At 33.3% G+C, this 24176-nt stretch carries 28 protein-coding genes; 12 read left to right on the top strand and 16 right to left on the bottom strand.

The annotated features are described in order from the left end of the window. The 3 genes from ACFFGA_RS11065 (at position 1) to ACFFGA_RS11055 (ending at position 2229) form a co-directional block, all read left to right on the top strand. On the top strand, positions 1–765 hold the full coding sequence (locus ACFFGA_RS11065) for a DUF6090 family protein (RefSeq protein ID WP_386063842.1): 765 nt from the start codon (positions 1–3) through the stop codon (positions 763–765). A gap of 160 nt (positions 766–925) precedes the next feature. Beyond that, positions 926–1564, top strand: a complete 639-nt coding sequence (locus tag ACFFGA_RS11060; RefSeq protein ID WP_386063839.1) for a DMP19 family protein — start codon at positions 926–928, stop codon at positions 1562–1564. A 194-nt stretch (positions 1565–1758) separates the two neighbouring features. Further along, the gene (locus tag ACFFGA_RS11055; RefSeq protein ID WP_386063837.1) at positions 1759–2229 is read left to right on the top strand and encodes a DUF2207 domain-containing protein; all 471 of its coding nucleotides are present in this window, start codon (positions 1759–1761) and stop codon (positions 2227–2229) included. Positions 2230–2475: 246 nt separating this feature from the next. On the opposite strand, the gene ACFFGA_RS11050 is transcribed toward ACFFGA_RS11055, so the two are convergent. After that, on the bottom strand, positions 2476–2919 hold the full coding sequence (locus tag ACFFGA_RS11050; RefSeq protein ID WP_386063834.1) for a hypothetical protein: 444 nt from the start codon (positions 2917–2919) through the stop codon (positions 2476–2478). Positions 2920–3033: 114 nt separating this feature from the next. Here ACFFGA_RS11050 and ACFFGA_RS11045 point away from each other — a divergent pair, with 114 nt between their 5' ends. The 3 genes from ACFFGA_RS11045 (at position 3034) to ACFFGA_RS11035 (ending at position 5356) form a co-directional block, all read left to right on the top strand. Beyond that, positions 3034–3969 carry a peptidylprolyl isomerase gene (locus ACFFGA_RS11045; protein ID WP_386063831.1) on the top strand — a complete coding sequence of 312 codons (936 nt, stop codon included), beginning with the start codon at positions 3034–3036 and terminating at the stop codon, positions 3967–3969. Positions 3970–4060: 91 nt separating this feature from the next. Beyond that, positions 4061–4780 carry a tetratricopeptide repeat protein gene (locus tag ACFFGA_RS11040; protein ID WP_386063829.1) on the top strand — a complete coding sequence of 240 codons (720 nt, stop codon included), beginning with the start codon at positions 4061–4063 and terminating at the stop codon, positions 4778–4780. 153 nt (positions 4781–4933) lie between these two features. Next, the gene (locus ACFFGA_RS11035) at positions 4934–5356 is read left to right on the top strand and encodes a hypothetical protein (RefSeq protein WP_386063827.1); all 423 of its coding nucleotides are present in this window, start codon (positions 4934–4936) and stop codon (positions 5354–5356) included. 149 nt (positions 5357–5505) lie between these two features. On the opposite strand, the gene ACFFGA_RS11030 is transcribed toward ACFFGA_RS11035, so the two are convergent. From ACFFGA_RS11030 to ACFFGA_RS11020, 3 genes are all read right to left on the bottom strand, one after another. After that, positions 5506–6300, bottom strand: a complete 795-nt coding sequence (locus tag ACFFGA_RS11030; RefSeq protein WP_386063825.1) for an anti-sigma factor — start codon at positions 6298–6300, stop codon at positions 5506–5508. A gap of 2 nt (positions 6301–6302) precedes the next feature. Further along, positions 6303–6833 (bottom strand): RNA polymerase sigma factor, encoded by a 531-nt coding sequence (locus ACFFGA_RS11025; RefSeq protein WP_386063822.1) that lies wholly within the window; start codon positions 6831–6833, stop codon positions 6303–6305. Between the two features lie 89 nt (positions 6834–6922). Continuing rightward, positions 6923–7498 carry a superoxide dismutase family protein gene (locus ACFFGA_RS11020; protein WP_386063820.1) on the bottom strand — a complete coding sequence of 192 codons (576 nt, stop codon included), beginning with the start codon at positions 7496–7498 and terminating at the stop codon, positions 6923–6925. Positions 7499–7646: 148 nt separating this feature from the next. On the opposite strand from ACFFGA_RS11020, the gene hemN reads away from it, so the two are divergent. The 6 genes from hemN (at position 7647) to ACFFGA_RS10990 (ending at position 14360) form a co-directional block, all read left to right on the top strand. Further along, positions 7647–9011, top strand: a complete 1365-nt coding sequence (gene hemN / locus ACFFGA_RS11015) for an oxygen-independent coproporphyrinogen III oxidase (RefSeq protein WP_386063818.1) — start codon at positions 7647–7649, stop codon at positions 9009–9011. A 12-nt stretch (positions 9012–9023) separates the two neighbouring features. Continuing rightward, positions 9024–9857, top strand: coding sequence for a universal stress protein (locus ACFFGA_RS11010; RefSeq protein ID WP_386063815.1), 834 nt, complete (start codon positions 9024–9026; stop codon positions 9855–9857). 230 nt (positions 9858–10087) lie between these two features. Beyond that, positions 10088–11533: a copper-containing nitrite reductase gene (gene nirK / locus ACFFGA_RS11005; RefSeq protein WP_386063812.1), complete on the top strand. Its 1446-nt coding sequence runs from the start codon at positions 10088–10090 to the stop codon at positions 11531–11533. 8 nt (positions 11534–11541) lie between these two features. After that, a complete protein-coding gene (locus ACFFGA_RS11000; protein WP_386063809.1) occupies positions 11542–12321 on the top strand; it encodes a formylglycine-generating enzyme family protein in 780 nt (259 codons plus the stop codon). A 146-nt stretch (positions 12322–12467) separates the two neighbouring features. Next, positions 12468–13088, top strand: coding sequence for an SCO family protein (locus ACFFGA_RS10995; protein WP_386064348.1), 621 nt, complete (start codon positions 12468–12470; stop codon positions 13086–13088). Between the two features lie 9 nt (positions 13089–13097). Next, complete coding sequence (locus tag ACFFGA_RS10990) at positions 13098–14360, top strand: alginate export family protein (RefSeq protein WP_386063806.1); 1263 nt, start codon at positions 13098–13100, stop codon at positions 14358–14360. On the opposite strand, the gene ACFFGA_RS10985 is transcribed toward ACFFGA_RS10990, so the two are convergent. The 12 genes from ACFFGA_RS10985 to ccoS form a co-directional block, all read right to left on the bottom strand. After that, positions 14357–14806 carry a pyridoxamine 5'-phosphate oxidase family protein gene (locus ACFFGA_RS10985; RefSeq protein WP_386063804.1) on the bottom strand — a complete coding sequence of 150 codons (450 nt, stop codon included), beginning with the start codon at positions 14804–14806 and terminating at the stop codon, positions 14357–14359. The two genes, ACFFGA_RS10990 and ACFFGA_RS10985, sit on opposite strands and share 4 nt — an antisense overlap. 84 nt (positions 14807–14890) lie before the next feature. Further along, positions 14891–15352 (bottom strand): hemerythrin domain-containing protein, encoded by a 462-nt coding sequence (locus ACFFGA_RS10980; RefSeq protein WP_386063801.1) that lies wholly within the window; start codon positions 15350–15352, stop codon positions 14891–14893. After that, positions 15324–16481 carry a hypothetical protein gene (locus tag ACFFGA_RS10975; RefSeq protein ID WP_386063799.1) on the bottom strand — a complete coding sequence of 386 codons (1158 nt, stop codon included), beginning with the start codon at positions 16479–16481 and terminating at the stop codon, positions 15324–15326. The genes ACFFGA_RS10980 and ACFFGA_RS10975 overlap by 29 nt, the downstream gene beginning before the upstream one ends. A 168-nt stretch (positions 16482–16649) precedes the next feature. Then, positions 16650–17381 carry an iron-sulfur cluster repair di-iron protein gene (ric, locus tag ACFFGA_RS10970; protein WP_386063796.1) on the bottom strand — a complete coding sequence of 244 codons (732 nt, stop codon included), beginning with the start codon at positions 17379–17381 and terminating at the stop codon, positions 16650–16652. A gap of 50 nt (positions 17382–17431) precedes the next feature. Next, complete coding sequence (locus tag ACFFGA_RS10965; RefSeq protein WP_386063794.1) at positions 17432–17866, bottom strand: RrF2 family transcriptional regulator; 435 nt, start codon at positions 17864–17866, stop codon at positions 17432–17434. Positions 17867–17938: 72 nt separating this feature from the next. Beyond that, entirely contained in the window at positions 17939–18640 is a 702-nt protein-coding gene (locus tag ACFFGA_RS10960; protein WP_386063792.1) for a sulfite exporter TauE/SafE family protein, read from the bottom strand. Further along, positions 18641–19087, bottom strand: a complete 447-nt coding sequence (locus ACFFGA_RS10955) for a FixH family protein (RefSeq protein WP_386063789.1) — start codon at positions 19085–19087, stop codon at positions 18641–18643. Between the two features lie 52 nt (positions 19088–19139). Continuing rightward, the gene (ccoG, locus tag ACFFGA_RS10950) at positions 19140–20564 is read right to left on the bottom strand and encodes a cytochrome c oxidase accessory protein CcoG (protein ID WP_386063786.1); all 1425 of its coding nucleotides are present in this window, start codon (positions 20562–20564) and stop codon (positions 19140–19142) included. A 30-nt stretch (positions 20565–20594) separates the two neighbouring features. Continuing rightward, positions 20595–21569, bottom strand: coding sequence for a cbb3-type cytochrome c oxidase N-terminal domain-containing protein (locus ACFFGA_RS10945; protein ID WP_386063783.1), 975 nt, complete (start codon positions 21567–21569; stop codon positions 20595–20597). Beyond that, the gene (locus ACFFGA_RS10940) at positions 21566–21751 is read right to left on the bottom strand and encodes a CcoQ/FixQ family Cbb3-type cytochrome c oxidase assembly chaperone (protein ID WP_386063780.1); all 186 of its coding nucleotides are present in this window, start codon (positions 21749–21751) and stop codon (positions 21566–21568) included. Before ACFFGA_RS10940 ends, ACFFGA_RS10945 begins: the two co-directional genes overlap by 4 nt. Positions 21752–21755: 4 nt before the next feature. Then, a complete protein-coding gene (gene ccoN, locus ACFFGA_RS10935; RefSeq protein ID WP_386063777.1) occupies positions 21756–23969 on the bottom strand; it encodes a cytochrome-c oxidase, cbb3-type subunit I in 2214 nt (737 codons plus the stop codon). A gap of 8 nt (positions 23970–23977) precedes the next feature. Then, a complete protein-coding gene (gene ccoS, locus ACFFGA_RS10930) occupies positions 23978–24166 on the bottom strand; it encodes a cbb3-type cytochrome oxidase assembly protein CcoS (RefSeq protein WP_386063774.1) in 189 nt (62 codons plus the stop codon). Positions 24167–24176: the final 10 nt, after the last annotated feature.

The raw sequence follows: 24176 nt of genomic DNA, 5'->3' as shown, positions 1-24176 counted from the left end.
ATGATTAAGTTTTTTAGAAAAATACGCTACGACCTTATGGGAAAAAATAATGCTGGAAAGTATTTAAAGTATGCTATTGGAGAAATTGTTTTGGTCGTTATTGGAATTTTGATTGCGCTGAGTTTAAATAATTGGAATGAATCAAGGAAAAATGAGATAATTAAACAGCAGTTAATTGAAGACTTAATTGTAGAATTACAATCATCGAGGGTTATAATAAATGATGCTATTGCCCTTGGTGATTCTCTAATTGCAGACGGTCAATTGTATTTAAAACACATCGGATCTAGAGAATTGACAATTCAAATAGATTCACTGAAAAAACTTGGAGATTTTATAACATATGGTATTCCTTATGATCTCAATTTACCAATTTATGAAGATTCAAAATCGTCAGGCAGGCTTAGTATGATTAATAATAAGAAAGTACTAATACTTTACGCTGAGATAATGTCTGCCGACATTGGTGGAACCATTCACCGTAAAATTAGTAATGATATGTATTATAATGGTTCTGACTGGGAACTAAGAAAAGAAATAGGATTAAACGAAATTTTATCTACGCCTAATGAAATGATACCTGAAAGATTTAGATTAACTGAAAAAGATTTTTTGGAAATCCTAGCACGTCCTTCTACGTTTGCCACATTAAATAATTCTTTACAGATGAAAGTTGTAAGGATTAAATATATGAATAGAATAAGCAATGGAATGACAGAAGTTATTGGATTACTTGAAGAAGAAAAAAATAATCTTAAGTTATAAAAATAACGAAAGCACTACACCGTGTATAATTAACTGCTTGGTCACTGCCGACTTACGAACATTCCTGCGGAATATTCTATCTATGATTTATTTGCTAAATTAGGTGCTTAACCATGCAGCTAACCATACACAACAACGTTAGCCACAATGTGACCATCTAATGAACAAAAAGATAATAACGATAATGATTCTATCTTCCATATTAAGTTTTTTCGGCTGTAAAAAAGAAAAAGAAAAATCTGAAGTTGACCTTGAAATCGAAAAAATATTAAATTCTGTGGATGATTGGAAAAATAGAAAAATCTATAAAGTTCTGACTAAAGAAATTTTAGATTCCATTCCTGATGATGAACTTGAACAATCTGTTTTCGACAATATTTACGAAATAATTGGAGACGATTACGAAAATGAACTATCAAATATCCAAAAATTGACAAATGGGCAACAAAGTTTTTGGTCAACTTGGATTATAGAAGGAGAAGTAAATAATGGTGGATTTAATCAATTCTATTTTAATTCGAGTGGGCAGTATGCAAAAATGGCTGAAATCGGATTTAAAACAATTGGAGCGGAAAAATATGCGGAATTAACTTCTCGCGCGAATGATATTTATGCAGAAAACAAAGAGAGACTTGCAGAATTTGATGATGGAACTATGGAAAGTTTCAGTGAATCTTATAAAGACAATCCTTTAAATAAACTTGATAATGAATTTTACGAATTAGGAGACATAGAAAGTATTAGTGATTTACGGATTAAATATATTCGGGAACACGTAAAAGAATTTACAACTGAATAAAAAACACAGTGGCTAACACCATATATAATTTATTGCTGGTTCTAGCCTACTTACGAAAATCCTTTCGGATTTTCTATTCAGTTTTTATTTGCTAAATTAGTTACTGAAACAAGCCACCATTCATACGCAAACCCGTTGTGTATAATATCTCAATCTTATCCTACAAATTGTACGGAATTCTAAAAATAAAAGATATGAAATATTTAATCTTCATTTTAACGCTTTCACTATGTTACCCATTAAATGCTCAAGAGAAAGCCGTTAAATCAAATACATTTTTGAGAGTTTACAATTTAGAGGGTAAAAAAATTGCTAAAGGAAAGTTATTGTCTGCCGACGAGTTTAATTTAAAGTTAAAAAGACATAAAAAAATAATAACAATCTCTTTGGATAGTATCGGTAAAATTAAAACTAGAAGGTCTTTTGGCAATAATATATTAATAGGGTCATCAATTGGTGCTGGAGCTGTGATTCTCATAAGCAGTGGCTCTAGTGAAGCACCTTATGAAGGGTACACAGGTATTGGAACTTTATTCTTCTCTGGAGTTGGTGCTGGATTAGGTGCTATTTCTGCTATTGGTAAAAATGCAAGAACTTTTCAGATTAATGCAGATAAGGCACAATGGGAAGCATTTAGAAGTCTTTTAACTAATATGTCTGATTAACTTATTTTCTAATGGTAAGTGAATTAACATACACAATACAGTACTGAGTTAAAAAGACAAATAAAAATCCATAAGTACTTTATGGAGTCTGAAAGCGATAAAATTGCTGATGCTGTCAAAGAATTTGATGGCAACTACAAAGATGAAGCGTTACATCTCTAGCGTATTAAGTTTATGAGTGAATGGAATTAGTTTTCAGTTGCGGTAAACAGTGTTTCTTATAAATTCTAGATTTTAATTTAGCGGTTATTCCTCTTCATCAGAGGCAATATACTTGCTAAAAGTAATCTCTTGTTGTTTTACTTTTAATAAGACCTGCTTTAGTTCAGCTTCTTTTAATCGTTCTATATCAGTTTCTTCAATTAAAAAATCAATTTTAGTTACAAATCTGCCTTTTACATCTGTATGGTCAGATTCAAATTCATTGGAATCAGAATTTAAGCGCAGTTCAAAATCTTTACCTATAAAGGTGAGTTTTGCACCATTTTTACATTTCACCTTAAACGCTCCAACAATAACGGTCTGAAAGAAAAAATAACCACCTAATTCATTTAACCCAGAAAAAAGCACATTGTTTTTAGAAACACCGTACGGTTCATTACCTACAGCTTCAATAATAGCTTCTATAGAATCATTAGATGATGATTCTGGTTTAGTTTTTCCTAAAAATTTAGAAAATGAAAATCCCATAAATTATGTTTTCAGCAAAACTAACTTTTATAAACTAATTCTCAAATCTTCGTCCTAAATTCGTAAATCATAAATCATTGACTATCTTTGCAGCCTTAAACAAAAGAGAAAACAATGCAAGACGGTTTATACGCAAAATTCAACACTTCAAAAGGTGAAATATTAGTAAACTTAGAGTTTGAGAAAACTCCAGGAACAGTTGGTAACTTCGTTGCTTTAGCAGAAGGAAATTTAGAAAATTCTGCTAAACCACAAGGCACTCCGTATTATGATGGGCTAAAGTTTCATAGAGTAATTCCAGATTTTATGATTCAAGGTGGTTGTCCTCAAGGCACTGGTACAGGAAATCCTGGTTATAAATTTGATGATGAGTTTCACCCAGATTTAAAACACGATGGTCCTGGTGTATTGTCTATGGCAAATGCAGGTCCTGGTACTAATGGGAGTCAATTTTTTATCACACATATCGCTACAGATTGGTTAGATGGTAAGCACACTGTTTTTGGTAAAGTAGTAGAAGGACAAGATGTTGTAGATGCAGTTGCACAAGGTGATACTATAGAGAGTTTGGAAATAGTAAGAGTAGGTGAGGCTGCTGAAAAATTTAATGCTATTGAAGCTTTTAGAACTTTTGAAGGTTCACGAGAAAAGCGTATCGCAGCAGAGCGCGAAGCAGCAAGAGCTGAGTTAGATAAATTAGCAGCAGGTTTTGAAGAAACAGAAACAGGATTACGTTATAAAGTTATCCAAAAAGGTGATGGTAAGAAGGCTGAAAAAGGAAATATGGTTTCTGTACATTATAAAGGTCAGTTAGCTGACGGAACGGTATTTGATTCGTCATACAAAAGAAATTCGCCTTTAGATTTTCAAGTAGGAGTAGGACAGGTTATTCCAGGTTGGGACGAAGGTATTTGCTTACTTAATGTTGGTGATAAGGCACGTTTAGTAATTCCAGGTGATTTGGCTTATGGTGCTGCTGGTGCTGGAGGCGTAATTCCACCAAATGCTACTCTGGTTTTTGATGTAGAATTGATGGATGTAAAAAGTTAAAAGCTATTTTTTAACGTAACAAAATCTATATAAAATCGTCTCACTTTTAGTGAGACTTTTTTATTTTTAATCAACCGATCATCTTATCACAATGAAAACTCAAGCCGTAATTTTATTCCTATTATTTGCAACCGTTAGTTTTAGTTGCTCAAATTCAGTAGAATATTCTAAAGAGTTTAAAGAGCAAACTTCAGGAAAATATCTTTACAATCCAGACGAGCTTATAGAAGTTTACTATAAAGAAGATAAGCTATTCTTAAATTGGAAAGGTGGTGAGATTAAGCCTGTGTCCTTGGCACAAAATGAATTTTTTGTGCCAGATATGTACAATAAGTTTCGCTTTGTACAGCATCCTAAAACTAAAGAACGTTATTTATCAATTATAGATGAGGATGACGAAAAAAAGATAACTTACGATTATATAAAAGTTTCTAAAGACTATAAAACGCCCAGTCAGCATTTGGCAGCAGGTAATTATGAAAAAGCGCTGTCGGGTTATTTGGAAATTAAAAAACAAGACTCTACAAGCTCTTACATTAGAGAAAAGGATTTTAATTCCATCGGTTATCAGCATCTTAGAAAAAATGAATATGAAAAAGCCATTGCGGTTTTTAAACTAAATGTTGAATTGCATCCTACCAGTGATAACGTATATGATAGTCTAGCAGAAGCTTACTTAAGAAGTGGTGATAGCTTGCAAGCTTATAACAACTATAAAATAGCGTTAGAAATAAATCCAAGAAACCCTCGTGCAGAACAATATGTAGATGCTTTTAAGGCTAAGGGCAAAGTAGAAAGTTTACCAAAGTAAAATTGGTAAGATATTTCTGTGAATTTTTTTATTGCAATTGGCTATTACAGTTGTAGTAAAATATTAGCATTTTTTACTTTCTTAGACATCTTTGTCACTATAAAATAATTGATAGCATTTTTTTCTTTAAATGAAAAAGTCTAACTTAACGTTATGGTCAGTATATCAAAGACAGGTTTATATAGTGAAGTCCTTAAAGAAGTTAACTACAAATTTGGTAATGTATTTATTTTTGATGGCTTTATTATTTCTGAAATAAATGAAGGAGTAAGTTTCTCTTGGGAGAATCATGCACAACTTATAGTTAAAGATGTTACCGATTTTACTAAATGCAACGGTAGTGATTTGGTTTATCTATCTCACAGAATTCACTCTTATTCCGTAGTACCAATTGATTGGCTTAAGTTTTTTAAGAATAGTTTTGATATTAAAGGCTATGGAATCATAGGGTATTCTAAAGTTAGTTTTGTAAATTCTGTTATAGAAAGCCTATTTTTTAAAAAGAAAATAAGACGTTTTACATCTATTGAAAGTGCCGTACATTGGGCCAAAAGATTCGATTTGGTTGAGGTGTAATTACCTAGTATCTAGATAAAATTATATATTAAGAAAGCGCTATTTAGAGTGCTTTTTTTGTTAAGATTTTATCTATTAAAATTTACTTTTTAATAAAAAAATCACCAAGCAAAGCAAAAAGGTTTTAATTTATAATATAGACTCAGAGATTATGGCTGAGTATTCACTACACCAAGTGTGTAAAGCTGCTCCATTGTTGGACTTTCACTACCACCAGCTGGTTCTAAAGTTATACCAAAAGCTTGACTTTCGTTAGCATTGGCAATAGTAAATATTTTGTTGTCGTCTGTGTTAAAGTTGTCTATTGTACCTAAACTGGTAGGTGTTAACGGATTTAAAGTTAATGACCATACTTGCCATACCTTACCTTCTGGTGCGTTTGGTAAACCTTCCGCATCGAGGTAAATGGTATTATCTGCTTTGTTCCAATAGACCTTAGCATAATTAGAAGCATAGTCTCCTTGACCACCAAGTGGTACAGCGATAATGTCTTTGTCTCTTATAGCATCCAACAGATTTTTAGTTGCTGCCAAATCGGTTCTGGCATCTTCTATTTGAATCTCTAAATAGCGTTTTTCTGTTTCTGCAGTTTGTAATTGGTCTTCTAACTGATTTTTGTTATTCAGTGTCCATAATAATCCACCAGCCAGTAATATTGATGCTGCCCAACCTGTGTAAGATATCCAATTTGGTTTCTTAGGTTTAAGATCTACTACTTTAGTATCTGTTGCGTTTAATTTCCCTTTAAAAGAATCAAAATCTATAGCATGTGGAGATACTGCAGCAGTTAATTTTACAACAGCTGCTTCTATTTCTAAGACTTCTTGTAATAATTCTGGATATTGTTGCAAAAGGTCATAGACTTCCTGATTTTCTTTTTCAGAAAGTTGGCCTGCTACGTATAGCTCTAAAATGCCAGATTCTATATATGCTTTAATATCCATAACTATAATACCATGTCTCTGAGCTGTTGTATACAGCTTCTGTTTCTTGTTTTAATTGTGCCTATCGGCATTTGTAATTCTTCTGAGGCTTCTTTTTGTGTAAATCCTTTAAAGTAAAGGAGCTCAATTACCTCTTTGCATTTTTGACCTAAATTGGTCACAAACTTTTTAATTCCGATAGCATCTGTACTAGCGTCTAAATTATCATTGCTTGTTATGATATCTACGAAGAAATCTGAGTTGAGGTTTTGTTTGGATTGCTTAAATGCCTTAGAACGTGTCTTGTCTATAGCAGTATTGCGTGCTATGTTAAGAATCCACGTAAAAAATCTTCCTTTTTTTGATGAATAAGTGTCTGCTTTTTTCCATGCCTTTATAAAGACATCTTGCATAAGTTCATCTGCAATATAGGTGTCTTTTACAATGTTGTAAACAACTCCATGTATGCTTTTACTATACATACCGTATAGTTTTTCAAATGCAACCTGATCTTTATTCTGAAATTGCACTACAAGGGTATCTAAATCTGCCATTAGAGGTTTGTTTTAGAATTTTTGCAGTAAAAGGGGAAGAAAGTAGTGCTGCAATAGCTCTATTAGTTAATTGTTATGTTGTTGATGTTTTATTCAATAATGCCACCACAACTTATTCTACTGCCAGCAGCACCAGAAGGTTGAGATGTATAGTCGTCTGTACCTTGATGAACAATAATGGCTTTTCCTATAATATCTTTTGTGTCATCTCCGCAGCCAATACACCATTCATCAGTTGTTAAGGTTACAATACCTTCACCATCAGCAGCAACTTTAAAGTTACCAATATCTCCTTTATGGTAACCTGTCTCAGCTTTCCATTTTCCGTGTGGTTGATTTGTAGGATTCCAATGACCACCAGTAGAAGTGCCATCTGCAGAAGAACAATCTGCTTTTTCGTGTATATGAATAGCATGTTCTCCCTCGCTAAGTCCTGTCATTTTAGCCGTCATACTAACGATACCATCTTTTTCTTTAAAAGTTACGCTACCTTCAACTTTGCTGTCGCTTTTTGGCGACAAACTAATCGTTAATTTTTTTTCGGTTGATTTTTCCGTTACAATTTCTTCTACTTCTGTTTCTGTAACTTCTTCTTTTTTCTTCTTTTTACAAGATGTTGCAAATACGAGAGCAAAAACAATAGCGACTAGTTTTAAGTTTTTCATAATCGGTGATTTTAGTTTTTAGTAAAGTTAATAATATAACTGCGCTTCTGCAAATGTTGTGTCGATATTGCTGTATTTTCTAGAGACATGATAAATATCATATTTTAAAATTGGACATACCAGTACTTTTGAAGTATAAGAATTAATTATGTGTCAATCTTTAATCAATAAGTACAACGTTTCAGGTCCTAGATATACTAGCTATCCTACGGTTCCGTATTGGGATATGGATTCGTTTTCATTGCAAAAATGGAAGACATCTTTAAAGCAATCTTTTAATGAATCTAATAGGTCTGAAGGTATAAGTTTGTATATACATTTACCTTTTTGCGAAAGCTTGTGCACTTTTTGTGGCTGCCATAAACGGATTACAAAGCGACACGAAGTGGAATCTCCTTATATAAAAGCGGTTTTAAAAGAGTGGAATTTGTACTTAAATTTATTAGGAGAAAAAACAAAAATTAAAGAATTGCACCTCGGAGGTGGTACACCAACATTCTTCTCTCCCGAAAATTTAAAATTTTTAATTTCAGAATTATTAAAATCCTCTGAATTAGCCCAAGGTTATGAGTTTAGTTTTGAAGGTCACCCTAATAATACTACTGCAGAACATCTTCAGGTGCTTTACGATTTAGGTTTTAGACGTGTGAGTTTTGGAGTTCAGGATTATAATTTAAAAGTTCAGAAAGCTATTAACCGCATTCAACCTTTCGAAAATGTAAAAAAGGTTACGGAATTAGCCAGAGAGATTGGTTATACTTCTGTTGGTCATGATATAATATTTGGTTTACCTTTTCAAACAGAAGCCGATGTTATAGAAACCATAAACAAGACTGAAAGCTTGTTGCCAGATCGCATAGCCTTTTATAGTTATGCGCATGTGCCTTGGATAAAAGGTAATGGTCAACGAGGTTTTAAGGACGCAGATTTGCCTTCAGGTACATCTAAGCGTCAGCAATATGAAACAGGAAAATTACTTCTTGAAAAGATTGGATATACTGAAATAGGTATGGATCATTTCGCTTTAAAAAGTGATTCTTTATACAAAGCAGCAGTTCAAGAAACTTTGCATCGTAATTTTATGGGTTATACGGCTTCTACAACACAGGCTATGATTGGTTTGGGAGTATCTTCAATAAGTGATAGCTGGTATGGTTTTGCCCAAAATGTAAAAGCTATAGAGGAATATTATCATCTTATTAACGAAGGAATTATTCCAGTGTATAGAGGTCACATTTTAAATACTGAAGACCTTAAAATAAGAAGACATATCCTTAACCTTATGTGCAATTTTAATACCTCATGGCAACATACAGCGTTAAATTTTGATGAGTTGCCAGAAGTTCTTATGAAGTTAAAAGAGTTTGAACAAGATAACCTACTTGAGTTTGGAGATAAGCAAATCATTGTAACAGCAAAAGGAAAACCTTTTATAAGAAACATTTGCATGGCTTTTGATTTGCTATTGCAACGCAAAAAACCTAATACTCAATTATTTTCAATGACCATTTAAAAATATATTAATATGAAACGAATTATAGTACCAATAGATTTTTCAGAACATTCTGAATATGCTTTAGAAACTGCAGCTTCAATTGCAAAAAAATATAACTCAGAAGTGTATGTTCTACACATGTTGCAGTTATCAAATGCTATTATAACTGCAAGTGCAAATTCCTTAAATGAAGAGGCTGTGTTTTATTTAAAGTTAGCCGAGCAAAAAATGGAAACTTTTTTGGATAGGCCATACCTAAAGGGAGTAAATGTAATTCCTGTGGTAAAGCACTTTATGGTTTTTAAAGAAATTAATGAGTTAGTTAAGGCGCACGATGCAGACTTAATTGTAATGGGGTCTCATGGTGCTTCTGGTGCAAAAGAAGTGCTATTAGGTTCTAACGCAGAAAAGGTTGTGAGATATGCAGATATACCTGTTTTAATTGTAAAGCATAATCCAATTTTGGTAGAATTTAATACTGTTGTTTTTGCCAGTGACTTTACAGATGAGTCTGTAGAGAGTTATATAAAAGCCAAAATGATCTTCGAAAAATTAGAAGCAAATGTTCGTTTGGTATATGTTAATACACCAAACACAGATTTTAAAAGTTCCATAGAAATTGATCGATTAATATCAAGATTTTTAAAGAAAATAGAAGGAAATTTAGACAAGTTTAAAGAAGTTACTGTGGTTTCAGATTATTCAATAGAAGAAGGCATTCTTAATTTTGCAAATAAGGTTGATGCAGATTTAATAGCTATTACCACGCACGGCAGAAAAGGATTGGCGCATTTCTTTGAAGGTAGTATTTCTGAAGATGTTGCCAACCATTCTACATTACCAGTAATGACATTTAAATTATAATTCTTGATGTTTAATTAGTTAGGGTTATTTCAATGTCAAGACTAAACGCCAAAGGAGAATTCTTTTGGCGTTTATTTATTAGTAATTTATTTGATTATAGTTTTCAGAACTGATAAATGTCATGTTTTATAATGCAATTGCGTTGTATCTTCGCTTATAAATAGGATAAAATTGTCTTATTTAAAACAATGTTTAATTCAGCAAATTAAAATAACCAAAAACGATATAAAATGAAACATCTAAAATTTTTATTTGGCATTGCAATATTAGGAACGCTCTTTTTTACATCTTGTAAAGAGAATGATACAAAAGTTAATCCTACTACAGCAGATATTCCTGTGAGCAGAGAAATGATAGCAGAACTAACTGCTCCACCTCATGTGCCTACTCCCGTAGGAAGACGAAAAGCAAAAAAGCTTATCGTTAATATGGAAATCCTTGAAGAAGAGGGCGAATTAACGGATGGTGTAAAATATGTGTATTGGACCTTTGGAGGTTCTGTACCAGGAAGTTTTATAAGAACTAGAGTAGGTGATGAGGTTGAGTTTACATTGTCTAATCACCCAGACAACAAGTTACCACATAACATAGATTTACACGCTGTAACAGGTCCAGGTGGTGGAGCCGAATCTTCATTTGTAGCTCCTGGACATGAGAAAGTGTTTTCTTTTAAAACCTTAAATCCAGGCCTGTATGTTTACCACTGTGCTACAGCTCCTGTAGGAATGCATATAGCAAACGGCATGTACGGTCTTATTTTGGTGGAGCCTGAAGGAGGTTTGCCACAAGTAGATAAGGAGTATTACATTATGCAAGGTGATTTTTATACCAAAGGAAAAAATGGTGAAAGAGGATTGCAACCATTTGATATGCAAAAAGCAGTTGATGAAAATGCAGATTATGTAGTTTTTAATGGTAGCGTTGGTGCTTTAACTGGTGATAATGCTATTACAGCAAAAGTCGGTGAAACGATAAGACTTTTTGTTGGTAATGGTGGTCCAAACTTAGTGTCGTCTTTCCATGTCATTGGTGAGATATTCGACAAAGTCCATGTAGAAGGTGGAGATTTAGTAAACGAAAATGTGCAAACAACATTAATTCCTGCTGGTGGTGCCGCAATTGTGGAGTTTAGGGTTGATGTACCAGGAACATTTATTTTAGTAGATCACTCTATTTTCAGAGCATTCAACAAAGGTGCCTTAGGAATGTTAAAGGTTGAAGGCGAAGAGGATAAAAAGATTTATTCTGGTGAAATACGCGAAGGCATTTATTTACCTGAAGGCCCAGGAATACAAACCATGCCAACAACTGATGAGATTGTAGAATCTGAAATTCCGGCAAAATCTTTTGACGAGCAGATGGAGTTTGGTAAACAAATCTATATGCAAACGTGTTTTGCCTGCCATCAAGGTGAAGGACAAGGTATTCCTAACGCATTTCCTCCATTGGCAAAATCAGATTACCTAAATGCAGATGTAGATAGAGCTATTGGTGTTGTCGTTAACGGATTGAGTGGAGAAATAACCGTAAACGGTGAGAAGTACAATAGTGTAATGACTAAGCAGTTAATTTCTTCAGATGATGTGGCCAATGTATTGACCTATGTTTATAACAGTTGGGGAAATTCTGGTAAAGTAGTTACCAAACAAATGGTAGAAAAAGTAAAAAATAAATAAATATTATCATGAAAACCAAAGTCTTCAGCTTGCTTTTACTGTGTTTTATGTTTCAATCTTTTGGTTTCGCACAAGTTGAAGACATGGTTCTCATTGAAGGTAGTCGTTATATTCCTTTGTATGGTCGCGATTCAACAGTTGTCGAGGTCAAGGATTTTAAAATGGATATTTATCCGGTAACTATTGCTGATTATGAGGCTTTTGTAGAAAAATATCCGAAATGGAGAAAATCAAATGTGATTTCTCTATTTGCTGATGACAGCTATCTGTCTAATTGGAAAAACGACTTAGAAAGTATAGATTCATTAAAATCCCAAAGCCCAATAACGTATGTCTCTTGGTTTGCTGCTAAGGCATATTGTGAATGTCAGAACAAACGCTTACCAACAGTAGATGAATGGGAATATGTAGCTATGGCAGACGAAACCACACGAGATGCTCGTGTTAAGCCAACCTACAATGAGAAGATCTTAGCTTGGTATGAAGCTCCACGAACTAACCAAAATCTAATTGGAGAAACACCAAAAAATGTTTGGGGAGTTTACGATTTACATGGTTTGGTTTGGGAATGGACATTAGATTTTAACTCGGTATTAATTACTGGTGAATCTCGAAAAGATGTCGATAAGGATAGTAATCTTTTTTGCGGAAGTGCAGCAGTTAACGCTACGGATTTAATGAATTATGCAGCATTTATGCGCTATGCCATTAGAGGAAGTTTAAAAGCTAAGTACTCCATGAAAAATTTAGGGTTTAGATGTGTTCAAGATATTAAAACAGACAACTAATGAAATTTTCAAAAAAAAATCACGAAGACTTAATCAATAAGTATGGCGTGCGTAAACATTTTAAAATAATAATATCAGCATTTGTATTGCTTGTAAGTATAACTGCTTGCAATTCAGATAAAACGAAAACAACAACCGATCAGTCACTGGTTTATCAATGTCCTATGCAATGCGAAGGAGATAAAATTTATACTGAATCTGGCAGTTGCCCTGTGTGCAAAATGGACTTGAAACAAATAAAAAATGCTTCAAAAAAAATAGAAACGGATGCGATTTCTGAAGAATCTATTTTCAACTTAACAAGCAAATGGCATACTGAAGAAGGAGAAGAAATTCAACTGGAAGATTTAAAAGGCAAAACACTTGTTATGGTAATGATTTACACGTCTTGCAAAGCAGCTTGCCCAAGATTAGTGGCAGATATGCGCAATATTGAAGCTCAAATTCCTGATGAAAAAATAAAAAATCTAACGTTTGCATTGGTCAGTATCGATCCAGAAACCGATACTCCAGAACGCCTAAAAGCCTTTGCGATAGAAAATGCAATGGATGATGAACAATGGACTTTTTTGCAAGGTACAGAAAGTGGAGTTAGAGAATTTGCTAATGTTCTATCTGTGAAGTATAAAGAAATCTCACCTATCGATTTTTCGCATTCAAATATTATAAGTGTGTTTAATGCTGAAGGAGAATTAATTCACCAACAAGAAGGTCTAGGTGTTGACAATAAAGAAACTATAGAAACCATCCTTAAGCTAACTCAATAAATAATAGTGATGAAAACAATTCTAACAATCCTATGTATAGGCGTTGTAATGACATCCTATGCTCAAGAATTTGAACTATCAACAGAGTTAAGGCCACGTTTTGAGTACAGACATGGTTACAAAACTCTAATTCCTGATGATGTGGATGCAGCTTCATTTATATCGCAACGTACGCGATTAAACCTAGGTTATAAAGGTGAAAAGTTGAATGCTTATGTGGCGTTTCAGAATGTAAGAATTTGGGGAGATGTGGAGACATTATCGGTTTCGGATAAAAATGGAATTACAATACACGAAGCTTGGGCACAATTAATTTTAAGCCCTAAGTTTTCATTAAAAATGGGACGACAAGAGATTAGTTATGACGACCACAGAATATTCGGAAATGTAGGTTGGGCACAACAGGCACGAAGCCATGATGCCTTTATTGCCACTTATCAACCCAATTCTAAAAACCGTTTAGATTTTGGGTTAGCAATGAACGAAAATGCTGAAACATTATTTAATACGGATTATTTGGTTAACGACCATAAAGCGTTTCAATATTTGTGGTATCATACCGAATTTAAAAATGTTGATTTAAGCGTTTTAATATTAAATAATGGTTTAGCTTATTTAGATGATAATGATGAGCAACAAGTAGATTATAACCAAACTATAGGTTCTAGATTTAGCTTTAAGAAAAACAAGTTGAATGCAGATGCATCTGTCTATTATCAAACTGGAAAAATCGCAAATACAGATTTGAATGCTTATAATATTGCGGCGAATGTTTATTATAGTATCAATGATGATTTTACCACTGGTTTGGGTGCGGAATATCTTTCTGGCACGGATATGAATACAACGGATAATACGCTAAAATCATTTAATCCTTGGTTTGGTACCAATCATAAGTTTAATGGGTTAATGGATTATTTTTATGTTGGTAATCATGCAAATTCTGTAGGGTTATTAGATATCAATGCCACATTTGGCTATCAAAAAGATAAGCTTTCGGCAAAACTCGTGCCTCATATATTTTCATCAGCCGCAGCTGTAATTGATAATTCTGGACAAGAATTAAGAAATAATTTAGGTACTGAACTCGATTTAGTTTTAGGTTATAAATGGACAAAGGACATCCATTTTCAAGCAGGATATTCTCAGTTGTTTGCAACGGAAACTATGGAAGTTTTAAAAGGTGGGAACAAAGACAATACCAACAATTGGGCTTGGTTAATGATAACGGTTAAGCCGAGTTTGTTTAAAACAACTTTTAAAGCTGATTAATTATTTCTTATTCTTCCTGTGATGTCATCAATATTAATGACAAAAACAATTGGAATATTTTCATTGCTGATTTTTGCTGAAAACTCACTGATAAAATTAAGATCCCTAAGCTCACTTCGCATAATAACATCCTTTACGCCCAACGAAAAAGTGTGTAACATCGCTTTTGCATTACTGCCACGAAGTTCTTGGTATGTGCCATGCACTAAAACAGATTTCCATTGATTTACAGAAGTTATTTCAGAGACTTCTAGCGCAACCGCGTTGTGTTTGCGTAGCGCATCAATTTTATGACCTTCACCAGAATAGCAAATAATTTTATCGCCTTCATAGAAATACGTAATAGGGATAACAAACGGTTGGTTTAGGTAGGTGTATCCTAAATGGCCAATATAATTCTGCTGCAATAAACGTTTGCAAGCTTCTTGTTTTAATTTACTTATCATAATAACTTGGTTTTATTAACTATAAATTTATAGCTAACATTGAGCATAAACTATGATAAATATCAGTTCAGACGCAATAACAAACTATTTCCAAAACGGGTCACTTTCGTTATCCACAAATTTTTCTGGTTGATGAATCTTTTCAATTTGAAGCATTTGAGTTTCAGTAGCTATTTTTTGAATTTCAGGGAAAAGAATGCGTTCTTCAAATCTTATGTGTTGATCTAATTTTTCTTCAATATTGCTTAAGGTTTTTGTATCATCTCCTGTTTCTTCAAACAAACGTTTTAATCGTCTGTGATCTGCCAAAGCACGCTTTACCAATTTATTTTCATCTTCTAGAATAGGAAAAATATGATTTTCTTCAATTTCAAAATGTGGAATTAATTGATTTTTAAAAAACCAATCAGCGTAAACGCGCATACGTTTGGGATCAACTTCTTTACTAAATCCAGCTCTAATTTTCCAGGATAATAATAACCCATGATGATGCTCTCTGCTTAACGGCTGAAGCGCTTTATGTCGTTTTTGGGGTTTTGGTTGCATAGTTTTTACGTTTTAGAATGTTGTGGATAAGAAAGCCAATGCCAAGCGGTAATAAGATACTTGAAATAAATAATAACAAGTAATAATTTGAGAGCATTCCACTTCCGAAGTAAAATTTAACACCTTGAATGAGTAATAAAATTTCAGTTGTAACAAAGCCTAAAAGAAAAGTGTAAATACCGATGTATAAAGTTTTAGAATAAGTAACTAATCCACCTTTTAGAATAAAAGCTAGCAAAAATCCTGAAATAGCACCTAGCATTAAGAGATGAATAAAACCAATTACAAAATTGCGATTGCTGTAAATCACTTCTGAAAATTTTGGTAAAATACTCATGAGCTGAAAAAATATTTTCAGCGCAAAGCAAATCAAGGCAAAACTGTACAAATAGAATTGAGGTTTTGATGTTTTGTTAATTACATTAAGTCGTTTGGGATTTATAATTAATATGAATAAATAAAACATTACAGCTTGTATAATAACACCAAAGCCATTTACAGCTAATAATATTTTATGCGGAGCAAACCATTGAATTGGCAGAGCAAGGGTTAATAATGTTGAAGAGATTAATAGCCAAAAATACGTTCTGAATAATTTAGAATCTTTAATCTTTAAAAGATGAAAAAATAAGGCAGTTACCGCAATTAAAAACCAACCATTAAACTGAAAATGTAAAAAGAACTGAATTGCAATTTGATAAAAAGCAGAAGCTTGTCCTAGCATTGTAACTGCTGGACCCAAACACCAAACACCTATGGTAGACAATACCATAAATATAAGTGAGGCTTTTAATAATTTTTTGGTTGCTAGAGATTGGGTTTTGTGATGTTTCCATATAAGAAAGGCAAAGCAATAACTACAGAAAATATGTAGAGTTGAAAACGAAATTGAAATGGCTGCATATCCTTGAAATGGAAAGCTTAACATCATACCAACTACAGAAATTTGTGTGAGCCAAAACAAACGAATGTAAATAGGTTTTTTGTCAGGAATAAAGTAATATACAAAAAAGGTATATAGCATTAAATACACCCAACCTAACATGGCTCCATGAGAGTGAGCGTGGGTTAAAAACCTGTAATTTATGCCTATGGGTTCTAAAATCGAAAAACGTAATACTAATCCCATAAGGGCAGCAATAAGAAAGTTAAATAGGCATATTATGGTTAATTTTTTAAGCATTGAACATAAAAGTAAAGGTTTTCATTTAAAATCCCAGAAGGCAAATATTAATGCCTTCTGGGATTATACGCTACTAATCTTGAGTTGCTATTAATCAAAATAGAAGTAGGTTATTTAGGTAAATTGTTTTTCGAGTTGTATGGCTTTAGGAAATAGAATATTATTCTCTAAATGAATATGTAAATGCAAGTCTTTTTCGAATTCATCTAGCATGGCAAAAGTGACTTTATAGGTATTACAAGCATCTGCTGGTGGATTGTAATTAGAAGTCAATTCTGCAATTTCTCTAAAGCGTTCGCCTTCAGTATCATGTTCGTGTTTCATCATGTTAATTGGATTTTCCACTGTGCCAAATTGAGGCGATTGTACAACTCCATTTTCTAATTTTGCTTTTACCATTTTTTTAATGAAAGGGAAGAGTATAAGTTCCTCTTTTTTCATATGCGATGCTAATTCACCTGCTGAAGAAGTGAATAGTTCATTTATTTTATACAACTCAGGATGACGTTCTCCATGCACGCGACATAATTTATCTAAAAACTGACATAGTACTGGGATTTTTTCTTCAACATACCTGTGATGTTTTTTTTCAATATATTCTGCAAGTAGATCTAATGGCCACGATTTATAATCAATAGTTTCGCTTGAGCTAGAATTTAAAACTTGATTAAGTTCTTCCATTATAATTTTGCTGTCAATTCCTTTTTTTTCACAAGCCTCTGTTAGTGTTCTGTTGCCATTACAACAAAAATCAATTTTGTATTTAGAGAAAATGGCAGCTGTTCTAAAGTCATCAGCAACATATTTTCCTATTTCTTTTTCGGTGTTTTTTTGTAGTACTTCCATATTATTTATTTTATTTCGGACAAAATTATCCTATTTATATTCAAATTTTTTTAGATTTTTAAAAATGAGACACCAGATTTAATGTCTAATGCTAATTGTTCTATTGTTGTATTTTCTAGCATGTTCCTTAGTTCGTCTCTAATCACTTTAAATCTATCGTGTACAGGACAAGGATGATTTTCATTGCAAGTGTGTAATCCTAAACCACAACCTTTATAAATATTATCACCATCAATAGCATATACAATTTGAGATAGTTTTGTAGAAGCAATTTTATCTTTATCCATCTCAAAGCCACCATAAGCTCCTCTTACAGATTTTATAACTCCGTGTCTAACTAAGGCTTGAAGAATTTTTGCAGTAAAGGCTGTTGGAGAATCAATTTCAGCGGAAATTTCACTAGGTGTCACACGCTTATTTTCCGACGAATTTACCGCAATAAAAATTGTTGCTTTTATGCCATATTCACAAGCTTTAGAAAACATATTGAGTGTATTATTATGTTACAAAGATAAGTCAAAAATCTTAATTAAGATAAAAATATCTTAATTAAAAAATTAATGACATTCCATTGCACTAGAGGCCATTTCTACAATTGGAGCAGGTGAGATGTAAGGGATTCCTAAACCTAATCCACGTAGAATAAATAGAACACCTATAACAACCACAAAAACAGGTATTGCTTTTTGGATGCGTTGTTTTACAGTGCTATTTAAAAATTTACCTAAATAAATTGCTGTAGTCATCAGAGGAATTGTGCCTATTCCAAATAAAACCATGTACAGACTTCCTTCTAATAGACTTCCTGTTGCTATAGATCCAAAAACTGCCATATAAACCAGGCCACAAGGTAAAAAACCATTTAGAAATCCTATAGTTAAAAAGGTGTCTGCGGTTTTCTTTTTTAAGGCTTTACCTAAAGATGATTTTACCTTGGAAATTAATTTATATAAGGGTTTAGAAAGGTTGTATTTGCCAATTATTTTATGAGGTAAAACAACAATTACAATCATTAAAATTCCGATAATTATAGATAATTGTTGTTGCATTCCAAACAGATAAAGACTTTTACCTACTAAACCAAACACTAAACCAATTAGGCTATATGCAACTATTCTGCCGATGTGGTATACGCCAATCTGACTCACTTTTTTAAAAGAGTTAGAACGATCTACAGGTAACATAAAGGCTATTGGTCCGCACATGCCAACGCAATGCAAACTTCCTAATAAACCTAATATGAGAGCAGAAATTAGCATTTAGTATATAATTTCAGTTTTATATAAATAGGCTTCTTCGTTGTAATTCCAATCAACTTTAATGTTCCAACGACCACCTAATAAACGTTTGTCAGGTATGAGCAAATTGCGGTTAGATAATGAAATAGGTATTTCAAAATCAAATTGTTTATTAGATGGTCTATATAGGAACACTTTTCCCTCTATTTTTGTGAGATCTAAATCCTCTGGAAATACTATAACAATACCATCGTTTGTTTTTTTCCAATTGATATTTTCTGTTAAGGCTTGCGAATTTTTTTCTTTATTTAAATCTGCTTGAAACTGTAATTCTTGACCATAGTAATCTTCGGTTACTAAATCAAAATCATACTTATCGTTTGTACTCATAGTAATAATAAAATACAATATGAAGCTTATAAAGCCTATAAATGCTAGTACAATGCCTGTTCCCCAATTTATTTTCATGGAAAAATTTATTTTGTCATCCTGAACTTGATTCAGGATCTTATTAATTCAATTAATTATAACTTCTAGGTCCTAAAAAGTTAACCGTAGTTGTTTCTATCAATTCCTCATTACTGTAAACCTCGATCACTAACTTGTTTTTGTCACCAGATAATTCATTTTTATCAATTTCAATAAATAAGGTGCCTTCTGCTAATTCTTGAGCAGGAACCATAAAATTATCAGTTGTAGAAACCAATTTGATTTTTCCTTTATATTTTCTGAGTTTAAAGCTAATGTTATTGATATCTTTAGTTGTTTTATTGACTAATTTATAGGTAAATACATTACTTATAAGATTACCTTCTTTACGTTCGTATAATTGACCAGGAAGTCTAAGTATTGTTGCTTCAACATCGTTGCGTAGAAAGAGCAAGCCTATAAAAATACCTGTTAAAATGGATAATACGGCTATGTAACCTTTCATTCTGGCCGTGATTTTAAACTTGGCTTTCTTTTCGATTTCGTCTTCACTTGCAAAACGTATTAACCCTTTAGGAAGATTAATGCTTTCCATAATATGATCGCACTCATCTATACAAGCCGTACAATTCACACATTCTAATTGTGTACCGTTTCTAATATCTATTCCTGTTGGGCAAACATTAACACATTGCATACAATCTATACAATCTCCATAACCTAAAGCTTTGCGATCTTCGTTTTTTCTGAATTTCTTTCTTCCATTTTCTGCTTCTCCTCGTTTATAGTCATAAGCTACAACGATGGATTTATTGTCTAATAGAACACTTTGCAACCTTCCATAAGGGCAAGCGATAATACAGACTTGCTCTCTAAACCAAGCAAATACAAAATAGAAAACGGCTGTAAAAATAATAAGCGGAATGAGCGTTCCTAAATGATTTAACGGATTGTCAGAGATGTATCTTAGAAGTTTATCACTACCAATTAAATAGGCCAGAAACACATTTGCGATGATAAAGGAAACGATTAAAAATATAAACCATTTAAAGCCTTTCTTTCTAACTTTTTCAGCATTCCATTCTTGCCTATCTAGTTTACGTTGTTTGTTTCTATCTCCTTCAATCCAATATTCAATACGTCGGAAAACCATTTCCATAAAAATAGTTTGTGGACAAATCCAACCACAAAATACTCGTCCAAAACTTACAGTAAATAAGGTTATAAATACAACACCTATTAGCATTGACATAACCACCAAATAAAAATCTTGTGGCCAAAATGGCAATCCAAAAACATTAAAACGGCGTTCTAGAATATTGAATAATATAAACTGATTACCATTAATTTTTATAAATGGTGAAGCCAATAAAAACACCAACAAACCATAACTTACAATCTTGCGGTAGTTGTAAAGTCTACCACTAGGCTTTTTAGGATAAACCCAAGCGCGTTTACCATCTTCGGTCATTGTGCCAATCGTATCTCTAAAAGATTGGTTTTCTGATGGTTCCATTTAATTAGGGTTTGTTTAAAGTTCGGTTAATTAAAAATCAATTGAAGTGCCTATTGAATCAGGAATGACTTTTTTTACTTCAATCTCAACATCATGTACTTTCTCTCCTGTTTCTGTGTCTTTTAAAGTGGCATCAATCCAAATATCACCTTCAGCTGGTTTTCCATTAGCTGGTGTTGTGCCCTGAAATTGTAATACATAACTAGCTACTTGAGCAATTTCTGATGGCTTTAAGCTTTGTTTCCAGGCAATCATACCTTTTCCATCTCTACCACCTTCTGATATGGTTTTAAATACATTTTTAATACCACCACCTAAAATCCAATTGGTATCTGTTAGGTTTGGTCCAATGCCTCCTCCACCATCTGCTTGATGACAAGCTACACAATTGGCTTCAAATATTTTCTTACCACTATTCAGATCTGAAGCATCTGTAAGGACTTCTACAGTATTAAAATCCACAAGATCTTTAGCTGTTTTTAAATATTCTTGTAGTTCAATTTCTGCTTCTGCATATTCCGTTGCTAATTCATCAACCTGGTTATCTCCATTAAAGACTTCATATTTAAACAAATAGATTACAGCAAAAATGATGGACGCATAAAACCCATAAAGCCACCAAGGCGGAAGGTCGTTGTCTAATTCTTTAATACCGTCGTAATTGTGGTCAAGAATAATTTCATGTTCTTCTTGAATTGGTCTTGTACCTATTAGTTTTTTGTAAGTCGTTTTTACCCAACTAACAAATTTAGATTCTTTTTGCTTTTTGGCATTGTAACGTGCTTTGCCTTCTTCATCTAAACTTTGATATAGAATATTCTCTAAAGAACCAGAAATTGCTTCGATTGCAATTAATATTAGAAGGACTAATAAAAGAAACAATAATATGGCTGGTTGTTCCATAAAAGCTGGCTTGTCTCCAGATTCTACGAAGTATTCTATAAGTCCGAAAATGATAAAAAAGACAATCGGCACTCTTAACCAAGATGGCATTAAATTTCTCATAATTTTGTATCGTTTTGGTTATCTAATGGTAAGTTGCTAACGGTTGTTATATAATCTTTTTTTGCGGTGATTACCCACCAAAATAGAGCTACAAAAAAGATGAAAAAAATAAGTAATGATATGATGGGATAAATCTCTATTCCAGATATACTATCCATATGATTTTTTACAAATTTTAGCATGATTCTAGTTTTCTGTGGTTTGTAAATCTTTTACTTTTATGTCTGTTCCTAAACGTTGTAAATAGGCAATAAGTGCTACTATTTCTCTGTCTTTTACTGCAATGAATTCCTCGCCGTTTGCTTGAGCTTCTTTTTTACCTTCTTCAAAAGAAATCGATAAATCGGAATCCTCATATAGGTTTTTTTCAATTTCAGAACCTTGTTCTGTCATCTGTTGTTGTGCATTAGCAATATCCTCTTCTGTGTATGGTACACCAAGTGATACCATAGTTCTCATTTTGGCTTCGGTTTGTGATTTGTCTAATTTATCCCTAATAAGCCATTGATATGCTGGCATTATAGATCCACTAGAGACACCTTGAGGATCGTACATATGTTTAAAATGCCATGAGTCTGGTCGTCCACCTGTCATTTTTCCGCCAACTCCTTCTCTAGCTAAATCTGGTCCTGTACGTTTACTTCCCCAAAGGAATGGATGATCGTAAACAAATTCTCCAGCTTTAGAATACTCACCATAGCGTTCTACTTCAGATCTAAATGGGCGAATCATTTGAGAGTGGCAGCTTACACAACCTTCACGTATATAGATGTCCCTTCCTTCTAATTCTAATGGTGTATAAGGCTTTACACTCGAGATAGTTGGTATGTTAGATTTCACCATTATAGTTGGTACAATCTGCACAATACCACCAATTAAAATAGCAATAGTCGCGTAGATGGTTAATTTTACTGGTTTTCGTTCTAAAACGGTATGCCATCCTTCGCCTGCAACTCTGTGTTTTGAAACACGTTGTAATGCAGGTGCTTCCGCTAACTCGTCTGTGACTCCTGCCTTAGAGGTTTTAATAGTTAGAATAATATTATACAATAAAATAAGCATTCCTATAATGTATAATGTTCCACCAATAGCACGCATCCAGTACATTGGCATAATTTCGGTTACTGTTTCTAAGAAGTTACCATACATTAATGTGCCATCTGGATTAAACTGCTTCCACATACTTGCTTGTGTAAATCCAGCTACATAAAGCGGTAAAGCATAGAAAATAATTCCAAGAGTTCCTATCCAGAAATGCGCGTTAGCCAATTTTGTTGAGTATAATTTTGTTTTAAATAATCGCGGTATTAACCAATATATCATACCAAAGGCTAAGAAACCATTCCAAGCTAATGCACCAACGTGTACGTGTGCAATGATCCAATCGGTAAAGTGACCAATAGCATTAACGTTTTTAAGCGATAGAAGAGGACCTTCAAAAGTTGCCATACCATAACCAGTAAGCGCCACGACCATAAATTTTAACACGGGTTCTGTACGTACTTTATCCCAAGCACCACGTAAGGTTAAAAGGCCGTTTATCATTCCGCCCCAAGATGGCATTAAAAGCATTACCGAAAATGCAACTCCTAAATTCTGAGCCCATTCTGGTAAAGCAGTGTATAATAAGTGGTGAGGTCCTGCCCAGATGTAAATAAAAATTAATGACCAGAAGTGAATGATGGATAGCCTATATGAATATACAGGTCTATTTGCAGCCTTTGGTACAAAATAGTACATTAAACCTAAAAATGGTGTTGTTAAAAAGAATGCTACAGCGTTGTGTCCATACCACCATTGCACTAAGGCGTCTTGTACACCAGCATAAACTGAGTAACTTTTTAAACCACTAACAGGAAGTGCTAAACTATTAAAAATATGAAGTACAGCAACAGTAACAAATGTTGCTATGTAAAACCAAATGGCAACATACATGTGGCGTTGACGACGTTTTAAGATGGTACCGATTAAATTCCAACCAAATACGACCCAAACAACTGCAATAGCAATATCTATAGGCCACTCAAGCTCAGCATATTCTTTTGAAGTAGTATATCCCAAAGGTAATGTGATTGCTGCAGCAACGATGATGGCTTGCCAACCCCAAAAATTAATTTTACTTAGAGTGTCATTAAACATTCTGGCTTTAAGCAAACGTTGTGATGAATAATATACACCAGCAAAAATGGCATTACCTACAAAGGCAAAAATAACAGCGTTGGTGTGTAATGGTCGTAATCTACCAAAGCTTAGCCACGAGATGCCATCAGTTAAGTTGGGGAAAACAAACATGAATGCTAATAGTAACCCTACCAACATTCCGATAACGCCCCAAAATATAGTGGCGTAGAGGAAATTTTTAACGATTTTGTTATCGTAATAGAATTGTTGTACTTCCATAGTATTAATTAATTGGTCTTATTGGTTTTAATAGTTGATTTTGGTTTTTCTTTTACCAGTTCGTCTTCAAAAAGCATGCGTACCGAAGGAGTATAGCTATCATCAAACTGACCATTTCTAACTGCTACTATAAAGGCGACGAAGAAAATGATAGCCACAATGATGCTAATCGTTAATAAAATATAAATAACACTCATACCTACTGAA

Origin of the sequence: Winogradskyella pulchriflava (genome assembly GCF_042434315.1) — a bacterium.
GTDB lineage: Bacteria > Bacteroidota > Bacteroidia > Flavobacteriales > Flavobacteriaceae > Winogradskyella > Winogradskyella pulchriflava.
Note: the sequence above shows the minus strand (reverse complement) of the source record. Positions and strands in the feature narration are given on the sequence as shown.

Coding starts and splice junctions, on each gene's coding strand:
- ACFFGA_RS11065 (WP_386063842.1), top strand. CDS start 1: ATGATTAAGTTTTTTAGAAAAATACGCTACGACCTTATGGGAAAAAAT.
- ACFFGA_RS11060 (WP_386063839.1), top strand. CDS start 926: ATGAACAAAAAGATAATAACGATAATGATTCTATCTTCCATATTAAGT.
- ACFFGA_RS11055 (WP_386063837.1), top strand. CDS start 1,759: ATGAAATATTTAATCTTCATTTTAACGCTTTCACTATGTTACCCATTA.
- ACFFGA_RS11050 (WP_386063834.1), bottom strand. CDS start 2,919: ATGGGATTTTCATTTTCTAAATTTTTAGGAAAAACTAAACCAGAATCA.
- ACFFGA_RS11045 (WP_386063831.1), top strand. CDS start 3,034: ATGCAAGACGGTTTATACGCAAAATTCAACACTTCAAAAGGTGAAATA.
- ACFFGA_RS11040 (WP_386063829.1), top strand. CDS start 4,061: ATGAAAACTCAAGCCGTAATTTTATTCCTATTATTTGCAACCGTTAGT.
- ACFFGA_RS11035 (WP_386063827.1), top strand. CDS start 4,934: ATGGTCAGTATATCAAAGACAGGTTTATATAGTGAAGTCCTTAAAGAA.
- ACFFGA_RS11030 (WP_386063825.1), bottom strand. CDS start 6,300: ATGGATATTAAAGCATATATAGAATCTGGCATTTTAGAGCTATACGTA.
- ACFFGA_RS11025 (WP_386063822.1), bottom strand. CDS start 6,833: ATGGCAGATTTAGATACCCTTGTAGTGCAATTTCAGAATAAAGATCAG.
- ACFFGA_RS11020 (WP_386063820.1), bottom strand. CDS start 7,498: ATGAAAAACTTAAAACTAGTCGCTATTGTTTTTGCTCTCGTATTTGCA.
- hemN (WP_386063818.1), top strand. CDS start 7,647: ATGTGTCAATCTTTAATCAATAAGTACAACGTTTCAGGTCCTAGATAT.
- ACFFGA_RS11010 (WP_386063815.1), top strand. CDS start 9,024: ATGAAACGAATTATAGTACCAATAGATTTTTCAGAACATTCTGAATAT.
- nirK (WP_386063812.1), top strand. CDS start 10,088: ATGAAACATCTAAAATTTTTATTTGGCATTGCAATATTAGGAACGCTC.
- ACFFGA_RS11000 (WP_386063809.1), top strand. CDS start 11,542: ATGAAAACCAAAGTCTTCAGCTTGCTTTTACTGTGTTTTATGTTTCAA.
- ACFFGA_RS10990 (WP_386063806.1), top strand. CDS start 13,098: ATGAAAACAATTCTAACAATCCTATGTATAGGCGTTGTAATGACATCC.
- ACFFGA_RS10985 (WP_386063804.1), bottom strand. CDS start 14,806: ATGATAAGTAAATTAAAACAAGAAGCTTGCAAACGTTTATTGCAGCAG.
- ACFFGA_RS10980 (WP_386063801.1), bottom strand. CDS start 15,352: ATGCAACCAAAACCCCAAAAACGACATAAAGCGCTTCAGCCGTTAAGC.
- ACFFGA_RS10975 (WP_386063799.1), bottom strand. CDS start 16,481: ATGGGATTAGTATTACGTTTTTCGATTTTAGAACCCATAGGCATAAAT.
- ric (WP_386063796.1), bottom strand. CDS start 17,381: ATGGAAGTACTACAAAAAAACACCGAAAAAGAAATAGGAAAATATGTT.
- ACFFGA_RS10965 (WP_386063794.1), bottom strand. CDS start 17,866: ATGTTTTCTAAAGCTTGTGAATATGGCATAAAAGCAACAATTTTTATT.
- ACFFGA_RS10960 (WP_386063792.1), bottom strand. CDS start 18,640: ATGCTAATTTCTGCTCTCATATTAGGTTTATTAGGAAGTTTGCATTGC.
- ACFFGA_RS10955 (WP_386063789.1), bottom strand. CDS start 19,087: ATGAAAATAAATTGGGGAACAGGCATTGTACTAGCATTTATAGGCTTT.
- ccoG (WP_386063786.1), bottom strand. CDS start 20,564: ATGGAACCATCAGAAAACCAATCTTTTAGAGATACGATTGGCACAATG.
- ACFFGA_RS10945 (WP_386063783.1), bottom strand. CDS start 21,569: ATGAGAAATTTAATGCCATCTTGGTTAAGAGTGCCGATTGTCTTTTTT.
- ACFFGA_RS10940 (WP_386063780.1), bottom strand. CDS start 21,751: ATGCTAAAATTTGTAAAAAATCATATGGATAGTATATCTGGAATAGAG.
- ccoN (WP_386063777.1), bottom strand. CDS start 23,969: ATGGAAGTACAACAATTCTATTACGATAACAAAATCGTTAAAAATTTC.
- ccoS (WP_386063774.1), bottom strand. CDS start 24,166: ATGAGTGTTATTTATATTTTATTAACGATTAGCATCATTGTGGCTATC.